Origin of the sequence: Arsenicicoccus dermatophilus (assembly GCF_046267915.1) — a bacterium.
Classification (GTDB): domain Bacteria; phylum Actinomycetota; class Actinomycetes; order Actinomycetales; family Dermatophilaceae; genus Arsenicicoccus; species Arsenicicoccus dermatophilus_A.
In genome coordinates this window covers 3,112,620-3,125,680 of record NZ_CP176520.1, presented here as the reverse complement: position 1 = coordinate 3,125,680, position 13,061 = coordinate 3,112,620, and the positions used below count along the sequence as shown (strand labels likewise).

Here is a 13,061-nt window from a genome sequence, read left to right as displayed (position 1 = left end):
CAGCTGGCGGGGTCAGGGCGTGGGGAGCTCGCGCTTGAGGATCTTGCCGGTCGCGCCCTTCGGCAGGGCGTCCACGAACCGGATCTCGCGCGGGTACTTGTACCCCGCCAGTCGCTCCTGGCAGAAGGTCCGCAGCTCGGCCGCGGTCTCGTCGGAGCCCGCCAACCCCGACTCGGGCCGCAGCGCCACGAAGGCCGCGACCTCCTCGCCGTACAGCTCGTGCGGTATGCCGACCACGGCGGCCTCCAGCACGGCCGGGTGCTCGTAGAGGACCTCCTCGACCTCACGCGGATAGACGTTGTAGCCGCCGCGGATGATCATGTCCTTGGCCCGGTCGACGATGAAGTAGTAGCCGTCCTCGTCCACGCGCCCCAGGTCGCCGGACCGGAACCACCCGTCCGCGTCGATGGCCGCCGCCGTCGCGTCGGGGCGACCCCGGTAGCCGCGCATGACGTTCTCGCCGCGGATGACGATCTCGCCGACCTCACCGGGCGGCACCGGCCCGCCCTCCGGGGTGCGCAGCGCCATCTCCACGCCGCGGATCGGGGTGCCGATGGAGCCGGGCTTGCGCTCGGCGTCGGGGTGGTTGAACGACGCGACGGGTGAGGTCTCGGACAGGCCGTAGCCCTCGAGGATCATCGCCCCGAAGGTCTCCTCGAAGGCCCGCAGCACCTCGACCGGCAGCGACGCGCCCCCGGAGACGCAGGTGCGCAGCGAGGACAGGTCGGGCACCGGCGAGCCCTCGGCGGCGAGGGTGCGGGCGGCCTGCAGCATCGCGGCATACATGGTCGGGACGCCCTCGAAGACCGTGGCGCGGTCGCGCTCGACGACGCGCAGCGCCTGGTCCGGGGTGAACCGCGGGATCAGGGTCAGGGTGGCGCCGGCGAGGACGGCGGTGTTCATGGCGCAGGTCATCCCGAAGACGTGGAACAGCGGCAGGCAGCCGATCACGGTGTCGTCGGGGGTGAGGCGGACGAGGGTGTCGTTGGTGGTGCGGGCGTTGCTGAGCAGGTTGCGGTGGCGCAGCTCGGCGCCCTTGGGCCGGCCGGTGGTGCCGGAGGTGTAGAGGATGACCGCGGTGTCGTCGTCGTCGCGGTCGACGACCTCGGCCAGCGGCGTGGCCGCGGCCAGCAGCGCGGGCAGCTCCTGCACGTCGACGAAGGTCGCGTCCGCCTCGCGGGCGCCCTCGGCGGCGTCGGGGGTCGCGGCGACGATCAGCCGGGCGCCGGAGTCGCGCAGGTAGTACTCGATCTCGCGGGGCTTGAACATCGGGTTCATCGGCACGACCACGCCGCCCGCGCGCAGGATCCCGTAGTAGGCGATCACGAAGGCCGTGACGTTGGGCAGGCTCAGCACGACCGGATCGCCCGGCCGCACCCCCTGGCCCTGCAACCAGCCGGCGGCCAGCGCGGACCGGTGCTCGAGCTCGGCATACGTGAGCTCCTGCTCGTCCTGCCGCAGCGCGACGTGCCCGGGCTGCCGTCGGGCCGTGGTCGTCAGGATGGTCGCGAGGTTGGTCATGGTGTCCTCCGGTGGGCGTCGTTGCCGTGGGGGGAGCGTAGGGCGGTCGGGTTGACCGCGACAGCGCCGTCCAGGGCATGATCGACGCATGAGCCTGCAGAGCGTGACCGAGACCACCATCGGCCGAGACCGGGACCGCGACCTCGACGTCGTCGTCTACGGGGCGACGGGGTATGTCGGCCGGCTGATCGCCGGGCACCTGGCCCGCCACGCCCCGGCGGGGGTGCGGATCGGCCTCGCGGGCCGCTCGCGGGAGCGGCTGGCACAGGTGCGCCGCTCGCTGCCGGCGTCGGCGGGCCGCTGGTCGCTCGTCGTGGCGGACTCCGCGGACGAGGACTCGCTGGCGGTGCTGGCCGAGCACACCCATGTGGTGCTGTCGACGGTGGGTCCCTATGCGCGGCACGGCCTTCCGCTGGTGTCGGCGTGCGCCTACGCCGGCACCGACTACGTCGACCTGACCGGGGAGACGCTCTTCGTGCGCGACTCGATCGACCGCTACGACGAGGTCGCCCGCCGCTCGGGCGCGCGGATCGTCCACTCCTGCGGGTTCGACTCGATGCCGTCCGACCTCGGGGTGCTGCTGACCGCCGACCACGCCCGCGAGGAGGAGCAGGGCACCCTCACCGAGACCACGCTGCACGTCCGGCGGATGCGGGGTGGCATCAGCGGCGGCACGCTCGACTCGATGCGGCTGCAGGTCGACAGCGTGCGCGGCGACCGCTCGCTCGCCCGCAGGGTCATGGATCCCTATGCCCTGAGCCCCGACCGGGCCGCGGAGCCCGAGCCGGAGGGGCGCGTCGGCCAGGTGGTGCTGGAGCGGTCCGCGGACACGGGGTCGTGGGCGGCGCCGTTCTTCATGGGCGGCTTCAACGCCCAGGTGGTGCGCCGCAGCAACGCGCTCGTGGGCTGGGCCTACGGCCGGGGTCTGCGCTATCGCGAGGTCGTCGACACCGGGCGAGGGCGGCTCGCGCCGCTCAAGGCCCTGGGCATGGCGTCGGTGCTGCCCGCCCTGGCCACCGGCTTCGCGACGCCGGGGCTGCGGCAGGTCGTGGACCGGGTGCTCCCGTCGCCCGGCGAGGGGCCGAGCGAGCAGGCCCGCGCCCGCGGCGAGTTCGTCATGGAGGTGCACGCGACCACGACCACCGGGGCGCGGTATGTCACCACGGTGGCGGCGCCGCACGACCCCGGGTACGACGGCACGGCTGTCATGATCGGCGAGGCTGCCCTCACCCTGGTGCTCGACCGCCCCCGGCTGCCCGCCCTGACCGGGGTGCTCACGCCGGCGACGGGGCTGGGCGAGGCCTGCGCGGCCCGCCTGGTGTCCCAGGGCTTCGTGGTGCGGACCGAGCGGCGCCCCTGACCGTCGCCGCCGACGGTGACGGTCAGGGGCGCCGGGCCTGCCCGTCCCGTCACCTGGTCCGGGCTCACGGGCTCACGGGCTCACGGGCTCACGGGCTCGCAGGTGAGGGGGTGCGGCTCCCGGTCACGAGCTGCTTGGCCCGGCGTGCCAGGCCGAGGCACCAGGTGACCACGCCCGGCACGGGCGCGACCAGGGTGGCGTGCTTGCGGACGTATGTCGGCACCTGCCAGCGCCATACGGTCCCGGCCGGGAAGTAGCCCGAGTCCCCGACGCCCAGCGTCGTCGTGACGCCCTCCGGACTGGTCACGGTCACCGAGCCCTCGACGACGTGGATGATCTCGTCACACCCGAAGCGCCAGTCGAAGGTGCCGGCGGTGCACGACCAGACGAAGGTCGTCAGCCTCCCGTCCGGCGATCCGCCCCACCGGGTGGCATGAGCCACCGGGTCTCCCGCGACGACCCAGGAGGGGTCGATCGGGCTGGGTAGGAGTGCGTCGTGGTGCCGGCGTGCGTGGTGCATGGTGTCCCCCCGGACGGTGTCGGGGCGCCTGCTGCGGCCCCGTTGACGGGACGGTAGCCGGTGAACCCGGATTCACCACCATGGCCTGGCGGCGGGCCGGCGCGGTTTCCGCATCTGCGGCGGTCGCGCCATGCTGCCGACGCAGGTGCGGCTAGGATCCCGGTGTGGGTGATCAGATCCGGGTGCGGGACGCGGCAGCGCTGCTGGGCGTCAGCGACGACACGGTGCGTCGGTGGGTCGACCAGGGTCAGCTGGCCGCCGGCCGGGACGGCTCGGGCCGGATCGTGCTCGACGGGGTGGACCTGGCCCGGGTGGCGCGGGAGCAGTCCGGTGAGCTGCCCGACGTGCTCGGGGTCGGCTCGTCTGCCCGCAACCGCCTCGTCGGCCTGGTCACCGAGGTGCTCGTCGACGGGGTGATGGCCGAGGTGACGCTCCAGTGCGGGCCGTTCGGCGTCGTGTCGCTGATGAGCCGGCGCTCCGCCGAGTCGCTCGGCCTGGAGCCCGGCGTCCTGGCCGTCGCGGTCGTCAAGGCCACCACCGTCATCGTCGAGACCCCGGGCGGTCAGTCATGAGTCGTCCGCCGGTGGTCCTGCGGGCCGTCCCCCTGGCCGTCGTCGGGTCCCTCGGGCTGACGGGCTGCCTCGGGGGGTCCGGCGAGGGCGCTGCGGCGCCCGGGACCACCCCTGTCCGGTCGGGAAGCGCCACGGCGCACGCAGACCCGGCCCGGGGCGCGTCGTCGACGGGCACGGCGCAGGCCGGGCGTCCCGGGGACGCCCGCGTCGTCACCGTCCTCGCCGCCGCCTCCTTGCGGCGCGCCTTCACCCGCCTCGGGCAGGACTTCGAGCGGACGCACCCCGGGGTGCGGGTGCGGTTCAGCTTCGCGGGGTCCAGCGACCTGGTGGCCCAGCTCGAGCAGGGCGCCCCCGCCGACGTCCTCGCGACCGCCGACGAGCGGACCATGGGCAAGGCCGTCGCCGGGTCCCTGGTCACGGGCGTCCCCACGCCCTTCGCGGCCAACACGCTCACCATCGTCACCGCCCCCGGCAACCCGCGGGGCGTGACCTCGCTGGCCGACCTCGCCAAGGAGGGGACGCAGGTCGTCGTCTGCGCACCCCAGGTCCCGTGCGGCGCCGCGGCCACCACCGTCCAGCACGCCGCCGGGGTGACCCTCGAGCCGGTGAGCGAGGAGCAGTCGGTCGGCGACGTCCTCGGCAAGGTCACGTCCGGCCAGGCCGACGCCGGCCTGGTCTACCGCACCGACGCCGCGGGGGCGGGAGCGGCCGTCACCAGCGTCCCCCTCCCGGAGGCGGACAAGGCCGTCAACGTCTATCCGATCGCCCTCACCGCGGCGAGCAGGGGCAGCCTCGACGCGGCGGCCTTCGTCGACCTCGTCCGCGGGCCCACGGGACGAGCCGTCCTGACGCAGCTGGGTTTCCGGGCACCGTGAGGCGGGCGGGTGCCATCTCGGCGACACCGCTGCCGCGCTGGGTCCGGCTGCCCGCTGCGGTGGGGGCGGCGTTCGTCGGCATACCGCTGCTCGCCCTGGTCGCGCAGGTGCCCTGGGACCGGTGGTGGGGCCTGGTCAGCGCGCCCGCCTCGGTCGAGGCCCTGGCCCTGAGCCTGCGCACCGCCGCCGCGTCCACCGCGCTGTGCCTGGTCCTCGGGGTGCCGCTCGCGCTGGTGCTGGCCCGCGCCGCCTGGCCCGGGCTGTCGGTGCTGCGGATGCTCGTGCTGCTCCCGCTCGTGCTGCCGCCCGTGGTCAGCGGGATCGCGTTGCTGACCACGCTCGGGCGCCGGGGCCTGGTCGGGCACTACCTCGAGCTGGCAGGCGTGCGAGTGGGATTCACGACCCTGGCGGTGGTGCTGGCGCAGGCCTTCGTGGCGCTGCCCTTCCTCGTCATGTCCCTGGAGGGGACGCTGCGCAGCGCGGGCGGACGCCACGAGCAGGTGGCCGCCACGCTCGGGGCGGGGCCGACGACGGTGCTGCGCCGGGTGACCCTGCCGCTCGTGCTGCCCGGGGTTGCCTCCGGGGCGGTGCTGGCCTTCGCCCGGTCGCTGGGCGAGTTCGGCGCGACGCTGACCTTCGCCGGCTCGCTGCCCGGCGTCACCCGCACCCTGCCGCTGGAGATCTACCTCGCGCGCGAGACCGATCCCGCTGCGGCCGTAGCCCTCTCGCTCGTGCTGGTGGTCGTCGCAGCCGTCGTGGTCGGGCTGGTGCACCTGCGCAGGCCGGCGTCATGAGCAGGTATGCCGAGGGGCGGCCGGGCGGTGCGCGCCCTGACGCGGGACCCGAGGGGCTCTGCGGAGACGAGGCCTGGTCACGGAGTCAGCCGCCGCCCGGACCCGCGCCCACCCTGCAGGTGCGCGCGCGGGTGCCGCACCGCGGGCTCGACGTCGACGAGTCCTTCGCCGGTCCAGGGGTGTCCGCGCTCGTCGGACCCAACGGAGCAGGCAAGTCCACGCTGCTCGCCGTGGTCGCGGGGCTGCTGCGGGCGCCAGGCGCCGAGGTCGTGGTGGGGGAGCGCGTGCTGCAGGACGGTGTCACGTGGATCCCGGCGCACCGGCGCGGGGTGACGCTGCTGGGGCAGGACCCGCTCGTCTTCCCCCACCTGGACGTGCGGACCAACGTGGCCTTCGGTCCGCGGGCGCGAGGACTGTCACGCCGGGCGGCCGACGCGGTCGCGGCGAAGTGGCTGGAGCGGGTGGGCGCCGCCGATCTCGCGCGGCAGCGCGGGGACCGGCTCTCGGGCGGTCAGGCCCAGCGGGTGGCCCTGGCCCGGGCGCTCGCGGCTGAGCCCGCCGTGCTGCTGCTCGACGAGCCGCTCTCCGCGCTGGACGTCGACGTGGCCGCGCAGATGCGCCAGGTGCTGCGAGCGGTGCTGCACGACAGCGGCGTCCGGGCCCTGCTCGTCACCCACGACCCGCTCGACGTCGCCGGCCTCGCCCACGACGTGACCGTGCTGGAGGGCGGGCGGGTCGCGGAGCGAGGAACGGTGGCCGAGGTGCTGGGCGCGCCGCGGAGCGGGTTCGGGGCGCGGTTGGCCGGGCGGACGCTGGTGCGCGGTCGGGCGGTCGGTCCCGACGCGATCGAGCTTGCCGACGGCACCCGCGTCCACGGGCGCGGGCCGGTTCCCGTCGGCGCTGCGGCGGTGGCGTTGTGGGACCCCGCCGACGTCGCCGTCCACGTCGGAACCGTCACCGGTAGCCCGCGCACCGTCATACCCGCTCGAGTCGCCGACCTCGCCGCCCGGTCAGGGGCGGTGCGGCTCACGGCGGACACCGCGAGCGGGATCCGGCTCGCCGCCGACGTGACCCCGCTCGCGGTCGCCGAGCTCGGTCTGCGACCTGGTGTGCCCGTCAGCCTCGCGGTCAAGGCGCAGAACGTGCGCCTCCTGCCCGCCCCGGGCGACGGCTGAGTCGTCCGGGGCGACCGGGCTCGCCGCGGACGCCCGCTGCAGCCGGCGCCGGCGGAGCCGCATCCCGAGCGCCATGAGGGCCAGCGCGACCACTCCGACGACCGCCGTCTGGGTCCAGCGGTCGTGCGCGGCCTGCACCCCGGCCCAGCTCGCGAGGACTCCCGCCAGCAGCCGCAGCGCCAGGTCGGGCAGCCGGTCCAGCCAGGTAGCCCACCGGTCGTTCGTCATGTCCCGAGCCTGACAGGGCGCGGCGGTGACGACAAGGCCGCGGGCGTGCGCGGACCGCCGTCAGCCGTCAGCCGTCAGCCGTCAGCCCAGCGTGGGGTAGTCGGTGTAGCCGTGGGCGCCCCCGCCGTAGAAGGTCGACGGGTCGGGCTCGTTGAGCTCGGCGCCGGTACGCCACCGCTCGGTCAGGTCGGGGTTGGCGATGAACGGGCGACCCACGGCCACCAGGTCACCGAGGTCCTGCTCCACGATCCGGGCGGCGGTCTCCCGCGTGGTGACGGCGCCGAAGCCGTCGTTGACGATCACGGTGCCGCCGAAGCGCCGACGCAGGTCCTGGACGAGCTCGGACCGCGGGTCGGCCAGGATGCTGAGGTAGGCCAGGCCCAGCGGCGCGATCGCGTCGACCAGGGTCTCGTAGGCCGCCCGCGTCTCCTGCGGGTCCTCCTCCACGGCGCCCTGCACGTTGTGCGCCGGGGAGATCCGCACGCCCACGCGCTCGGCGCCGATCGCCTGCGCCACCGCGGTGACCACCTCGATCGTCAGACGGGCGCGGGCGGCCGGGGAGCCGCCGTACGCGTCCTCGCGGTGGTTGGCCGACGGGGCCAGGAACTGGTGCAGCAGGTAGCCGTTCGCGGAGTGGACCTCCACGCCGTCCACGCCCGCCTCCACGGCGCAGCGTGCAGCGTGCACGAACTCCGCGACCACGCCGGGGATCTCGTCGGTCTCCAGGGCGCGCGGCGTCGGGTGCGGCTGCGGGCCGGAGACGGTGACGATGGTGCCCTCCAGCGGGATCGCCGACGGGGCCACCGTCTCCGCGCCGCCCTTGTTGTCCGGGTGGGCGATGCGCCCGGCGTGCATGAGCTGCACGAAGACGTGACCGCCGCGCTCGTGGACGGCGTCGGCGACCCGCCGCCAGCCCTCGACCTGCGCGGGCGTGTGCAGCCCCGGCGTGTCGAGGTAGCCCTGGCCCACGGCGCTCGGCTGGGTCCCCTCGGTGATGATCAGCCCGGCCCCGGCGCGCTGCGCGTAGTACTCCACGTTGAGGTCGGTCGGGGCGTGGTCGCCGGGCGTGCGGTTGCGCGTCAGGGGCGCCATCACGAAGCGCTGCGGCAGGTCCATGGCGCCGACGCGGACCGGGTCGAACAAGGTGGTCACGAGATCTCCTCGAGGGTTGGGGGGTATGTCGCACAACCCGACCCGGGGGGTGGCTATTCCGCGGGCGACCGGGGCCCACGCCCGGCCTGTCCGGACGGCGTGGACGGCCCGGACGGCGTGGCGCCGGACAGAGGGGTGCATGGGTGATCAACAGGTCGCATACTTCGATCAATCGCCCCGACGACGCGACAGGACCCGCCCATGAGCGCGAGCACCCACCCCCAGATCCCCGAGCCCACGAGCCCACCGCGGGACCGCTCGCACTGGCTCTACATCGCCGTCATCGTCGCCGTGCTCGGCGGCATCGCCTTCGGCATCCTCGCGCCCGAGCAGGCCAAGGGCTGGAAGTGGGTCGGCGAGACCTTCGTCAACCTGATCAAGATGATGATCAGCCCGGTGATCTTCTGCACCATCGTGCTCGGTATCGGCTCGGTCCGGGCCGCCGCGACGGTGGGCAAGGCCGGCTCGCTGGCCCTGGCGTACTTCCTGACGATGTCGACCTTCGCGCTCGCGATCGGTCTGGTCGTCGGCAACCTCATCCAGCCCGGACATGGCATCAAGGTCGCCGCGGGCGCGGGCAAGAAGTATGCCGAGCAGGCCGAGCACGGCGGCGGGACCGTCGAGTTCATCCAGGGGATCATCCCGGAGACGTTGTTCAGCTCGCTGATCTCCGGGTCGGTGCTGCAGACCCTCTTCGTGGCCCTGCTCGTGGGCTTCGCGGTGCAGCGGATGGGCCGCCAGGGCGAGCCGGTGCTCGCCACGATCGCCGCCCTGCAGAAGGTCGTCTTCCGGATCCTGACGATGGTGCTGTGGCTCGCCCCGATCGGGGCCTTCGGTGCGATCGCCGCGGTCGTCGGCACGTCCGGCCCCAAGGCCGTCGGCGAGATGCTCAAGCTGATGCTCGGGTTCTACCTCACCTGCTTCCTGTTCGTGGTGCTGGTGCTCGGGGCGGTGCTGTGGCTCGTCGCGCGGATCAATATCCTGCAGCTGCTGAAGTACCTCGGCCGCGAGCTCCTGCTCATCGTCGCCACCTCCTCCTCGGAGTCCGCGCTGCCGCACCTGATGGCCAAGATGACCCACGCGGGCGTCGACCGCTCCACCGTGGGCGTGGTCGTGCCGACGGGCTACTCGTTCAACCTCGACGGCACCGCGATCTACCTGACGATGGCGTCGATCTTCATCGCCGACGCCATGGGCAAGCCGATGGCGATGGGCGAGCAGGTCGGGCTGCTGGTCTTCATGATCATCGCGTCGAAGGGTGCGGCGGGCGTCACCGGCGCCGGGCTCGCGACGCTGGCCGGTGGTCTGCAGGCGCACCGCCCCGAGCTGCTCGACGGCGTCGGGATCATCGTCGGCATCGACCGGTTCATGTCCGAGGCGCGCGCGGTCACCAACTTCGCGGGCAACGCCGTCGCCACCATGGTCATCGGGCGCTGGACCGGCACCCTCGACCACGAGCAGGCCCGCGCTGTGCTGTCCGGCGAGCGTCCCTTCGACTACGCCACGATGGACGAGGACCCGCACGCCACCGAGGTCCGTCCCGGCCGCGTCCCGCACCCGGTCAACCCCGCCGACCGCCTCCAGCCGACGCCGCAGGTCGACCTGTCGCAGTACCCCACCGCCGGCTCCACCCGCACCGACGCCTGAGCGACGCCCTCGGCATACCTCTCGCGACCGGACGCGGAGGTATGCCGAGAAGCGCTCACCGCGTCGCGCGCTCCAGCACCGCCACGAGGAACTCGCTCGTCGGCCGCCAGGGCCGCAGCTCCCAGGACTCGAGCAGCAGCGACTCGCGCAGCCCGGCCACCCGCGCGTCCATCCGGAAGGCTCCGAAGTCGTAGTCGCGCCCGGCGCCGAAACCCACGACCAGCCGGCCGCCCTCGGCGAGGTGGGCGCCCATCCGCCGCAGCGCCTCGACCCGCGTCGCCGGAGCCAGGAAGGCCATCACGTTGCCGGCGCACAGCACCAGGTCGAAGGGCTCGGCCAGGCCTCGCGCCGGCAGGTCCAGCTCGGCGAGGTCGCCGACCAGCCAGGTCGGTCCGGGGTGGTCGGCCTCGGCCGCCTCGATCAGCACCGGGTCGACGTCCACGCCGACGACCGTGTGCCCCGCCTCGTGCAGGAAGGCCCCCACCCGCCCGGGACCGCACCCGGCGTCCAGGATCCGCGCGCCGCGACCCACCATGGCGTCGGCCAGGCGCGCCTCGCCCCCCAGGTCCACGCCCTCGCGCGCCATGCGCCGGAATCGCTCGACGTAGCGCGCGGAGTGCGAGGCGTCGGCCTCGACGATCTGCTCCCAGCCGCTCGGCACACGGGTCACGGGTCCTCCAGGGGTGGTGGGTGGACCTGTGAGTCTAGTGACCGGCCGTGTGCCGTCAGCGCGGCGTCGGCTGCGCCGGGAGCGGCGGCCCGTCCTGGGGCGCCGCGTCCGCTCCGGTCGGCGCCGGGGCGAGGGCCCGCACCAGGCGGGTGCGCGCGGGCGTCGTGGGCGGCAGCCGCAGCTCGACGAGGCGACCGGCCTGCTCCCCGGGCGCGGTGCCGAGCAGCACCCGGTGGCGCAGCAGGATCGTGTCCTGGTGCGGGGCGACCAGGCCCACCCGCCCGAGGGGCAGGCCCGCACGACGGGCCGTGGCGGCCACGACGGGGCACGGCGCCGTCAGGGGTGCCGCCGGCTCGGGGGTGAGCCGGGCGGCCCCGGGGACCCGCTCGTCCACCTGCCACGGCGACCAGGGGGTGGCGCGCAGGACCGAGCGCCAGACGAGCAGCCGGGCCGCGCGCAGCAGGGCGACCGCCAGCGCGGCGACGGCGACGAGGACCAGCAGGCTGGTCGCCCACTGCAGCAGGATCGGCCGGTTGACGATGCCGGGGGCCATGACCGCGTCCGGCTCGCCGGGGTCGACCAGCACCTCGACCTGGGTGCCGACGGGAACCGCCACGGCGTCCAGGCCGTGTACGGTGGAGGACACGGTGCTGCCCTGCTCGACGTGGGTGACCCGGGCCCAGGGGGAGTAGCCGAGGCCCGTCCAGGTCCACCCGGTGGCCGTGACCTGCGCGGGGGTGCGCACGCCGCGGGACTCCAGGTCCCCTGCCGCCATACGGCTCATCGCGGTGGCCAGACCCAGCAGGACGAGGGCGGTCAGGGCCACGGCCAGCGGCGCCACCGGCAGGCGCCACCGTGCGCGCCAGGCGTGCCGGGTCGCGGTGTCGGCCCACGCCGGGTCCAGGCCGTCGCAGGCGCGGTGCTGCAGGTCCCCGACCGTCAGGACGGCGAGCCGCTCGGGGTGCCGGGCCCGACCGCGCGCCGTGACCTGGTCGCGCAGGTGCCCGAGCCGGGCCCAGCCGGCGAGGGCGAGAGCCCCGACCAGGCAGGCCGTGACCAGGGTCAGGTCGACCGTGGGTGGCTGGGCCACCGAGGACCGCCGGGACCAGCCCACCAGCAGGTGCAGGACGACGACGGTGACGAGGATCCCCGCCACGACGAGAGCAGCCCGACGGGCGCGGTCGACAGCGGCGCTCGGCACGGCGCACCTCCTGGGGACGGACGAGAGTCCTTGTCGCACACTGTGCCACGGCCGAGTCGTCACGGGGCGGAGCACCGCCGTGACGCCATGGAGTGCTTCGTTGTCCACCGCTGCCCGCCCGTGCCTATCATGGGCCTCCGCCCAGGCTCGGTCAGCCTGGGCAGCGTCGTTCAGACACCAGCGATGCACCGCGTGGCCGTGGTCCCCACCCGGCCGCGTCTGGCAACGAGCTGGATGTGAGCGACGTGAGCGAGTTCCCGAGCCCTCCCACCGCCTGGTGGCACCTGGACGTGCCCGACCCCGAGCACCCGGAGCGCGTCACCTGGCACCTGACCCCGGAGGTCTACCACCTGCACGGGGTCGACCCCGGGGCGTCCCCGGACGCCGCCGCCGTGCTGGAGGCCGGACGGGTCGAGGACGACGCCGAGCTCGTGGAGCGGGCGGCGCAGGGGCTTCGTGAGCGGGGGGCCTTCGCCCACCGGCGTCTCCTGGTCCGCGGCGACGAGCAGGTCGCGGTGCTCGCCGTCGGGGTCGGCGAGCTGGACGAGCAGGGTCGGATCACCCGCGTCCGCGGGGCCTTCGTGGATCTCGGGGCCACCCTGCACGAGGCCGTCGCCGCCGGCGTCACCGCCCAGCTCCAGGAGGTCGTCGACGCCCGGGCCGCGATCGAGCAGGCCAAGGGAGTGCTGATGGCGGGCTACGGCCTCGACGCGGATGCCGCGTTCGCCCTGCTGGGCGCCTACTCCCAGCGCACCAACACCCGCGTCCGGGTGCTCGCGACCCGCATCGCCGGCTGCGCGCCGGGCCGCCCCGCCGACGGCACCGACCTGGACGCCCACCTGTCCCGCGCCCTCGACCCCCGCGCCGAGGAGGTGCCCGTGGTCCGGGCCGGGGCGGCCGCCGCAGCGGTCGAGGCCGGGCAGGTGAGCGGCACCCTGGTCGACGGCCACGTGGTGCTGGCGGTCACCGGGAGGGTGGACGCCGTCGCCGCGCTCGCGGTCGGCTCCGAGCTGCGGCGCCTGCTCGGCGAGATCCGTCGGCCGCAGCGGCTGCACCTGCTGGACCTGACCCAGGTGGCCTACCTGAGCCCCGCCGCCACCGTCGCCGTCGTCGGCGTCGTCAACCGGCACCGCACGCTGCCCGCCGCCCTGCGCGTGCTGCCCGGTCCGGCGCAGCAGGCGCTGCTGGCGGCCGGCATCGACCCGGCTGCGTTCACCCCCTGACCCCCGGCCGGTCCCCGCCCGCGCTCCGGCCCACCCCGGACCCGGCCGTCGGGCCGGCTCCCCGGCGTCCCCGCAGCGGCCACCCCGGCGTCCCCGGCGGCCCCGGAAGGGTCCTCGCGGGGG

The 13,061-nt window shown here is 75.0% G+C and carries 12 protein-coding genes; 7 read left to right on the top strand and 5 right to left on the bottom strand.

The genetic code is table 11. From position 1 onward, the window contains the following. Positions 1 to 12: 12 nt before the first annotated feature. Positions 13 to 1,521 carry a long-chain-fatty-acid--CoA ligase gene (locus tag ACK2IS_RS14710; RefSeq protein ID WP_409484036.1) on the bottom strand — a complete coding sequence of 503 codons (1,509 nt, stop codon included), beginning with the start codon at positions 1,519 to 1,521 and terminating at the stop codon, positions 13 to 15. A gap of 88 nt (positions 1,522 to 1,609) precedes the next feature. Here ACK2IS_RS14710 and ACK2IS_RS14705 point away from each other — a divergent pair, with 88 nt between their 5' ends. After that, entirely contained in the window at positions 1,610 to 2,881 is a 1,272-nt protein-coding gene (locus ACK2IS_RS14705; protein ID WP_409484035.1) for a saccharopine dehydrogenase family protein, read from the top strand. Between the two features lie 88 nt (positions 2,882 to 2,969). Here the strand turns inward: ACK2IS_RS14705 and ACK2IS_RS14700 are convergent, their stop codons facing one another. Continuing rightward, positions 2,970 to 3,401: a cupin domain-containing protein gene (locus ACK2IS_RS14700; protein WP_409484034.1), complete on the bottom strand. Its 432-nt coding sequence runs from the start codon at positions 3,399 to 3,401 to the stop codon at positions 2,970 to 2,972. 164 nt (positions 3,402 to 3,565) lie between these two features. Here ACK2IS_RS14700 and ACK2IS_RS14695 point away from each other — a divergent pair, with 164 nt between their 5' ends. From ACK2IS_RS14695 to ACK2IS_RS14680, 4 genes are all read left to right on the top strand, one after another. Then, positions 3,566 to 3,973, top strand: a complete 408-nt coding sequence (locus tag ACK2IS_RS14695; protein WP_409484033.1) for a molybdopterin-binding protein — start codon at positions 3,566 to 3,568, stop codon at positions 3,971 to 3,973. Beyond that, positions 3,970 to 4,848, top strand: a complete 879-nt coding sequence (gene modA, locus ACK2IS_RS14690) for a molybdate ABC transporter substrate-binding protein (protein WP_409484032.1) — start codon at positions 3,970 to 3,972, stop codon at positions 4,846 to 4,848. Before ACK2IS_RS14695 ends, modA begins: the two co-directional genes overlap by 4 nt. Beyond that, positions 4,845 to 5,642 (top strand): ABC transporter permease, encoded by a 798-nt coding sequence (locus tag ACK2IS_RS14685; protein WP_409484031.1) that lies wholly within the window; start codon positions 4,845 to 4,847, stop codon positions 5,640 to 5,642. Before modA ends, ACK2IS_RS14685 begins: the two co-directional genes overlap by 4 nt. 119 nt (positions 5,643 to 5,761) lie before the next feature. Beyond that, positions 5,762 to 6,817, top strand: coding sequence for a sulfate/molybdate ABC transporter ATP-binding protein (locus ACK2IS_RS14680; protein WP_409484030.1), 1,056 nt, complete (start codon positions 5,762 to 5,764; stop codon positions 6,815 to 6,817). 309 nt (positions 6,818 to 7,126) lie between these two features. On the opposite strand, the gene ACK2IS_RS14675 is transcribed toward ACK2IS_RS14680, so the two are convergent. Further along, complete coding sequence (locus tag ACK2IS_RS14675; RefSeq protein WP_409484029.1) at positions 7,127 to 8,197, bottom strand: alkene reductase; 1,071 nt, start codon at positions 8,195 to 8,197, stop codon at positions 7,127 to 7,129. Positions 8,198 to 8,398: 201 nt separating this feature from the next. Here ACK2IS_RS14675 and ACK2IS_RS14670 point away from each other — a divergent pair, with 201 nt between their 5' ends. Next, entirely contained in the window at positions 8,399 to 9,844 is a 1,446-nt protein-coding gene (locus ACK2IS_RS14670) for a cation:dicarboxylate symporter family transporter (RefSeq protein WP_409484028.1), read from the top strand. Between the two features lie 55 nt (positions 9,845 to 9,899). On the opposite strand, the gene ACK2IS_RS14665 is transcribed toward ACK2IS_RS14670, so the two are convergent. Further along, a complete protein-coding gene (locus tag ACK2IS_RS14665; protein WP_409484027.1) occupies positions 9,900 to 10,514 on the bottom strand; it encodes a class I SAM-dependent methyltransferase in 615 nt (204 codons plus the stop codon). Between the two features lie 55 nt (positions 10,515 to 10,569). Continuing rightward, a complete protein-coding gene (locus ACK2IS_RS14660) occupies positions 10,570 to 11,715 on the bottom strand; it encodes a hypothetical protein (protein WP_409484026.1) in 1,146 nt (381 codons plus the stop codon). A 236-nt stretch (positions 11,716 to 11,951) separates the two neighbouring features. Here ACK2IS_RS14660 and ACK2IS_RS14655 point away from each other — a divergent pair, with 236 nt between their 5' ends. Beyond that, complete coding sequence (locus ACK2IS_RS14655; RefSeq protein ID WP_409484025.1) at positions 11,952 to 12,938, top strand: ANTAR domain-containing protein; 987 nt, start codon at positions 11,952 to 11,954, stop codon at positions 12,936 to 12,938. The last annotated feature ends 123 nt before the right edge of the window (positions 12,939 to 13,061 follow it).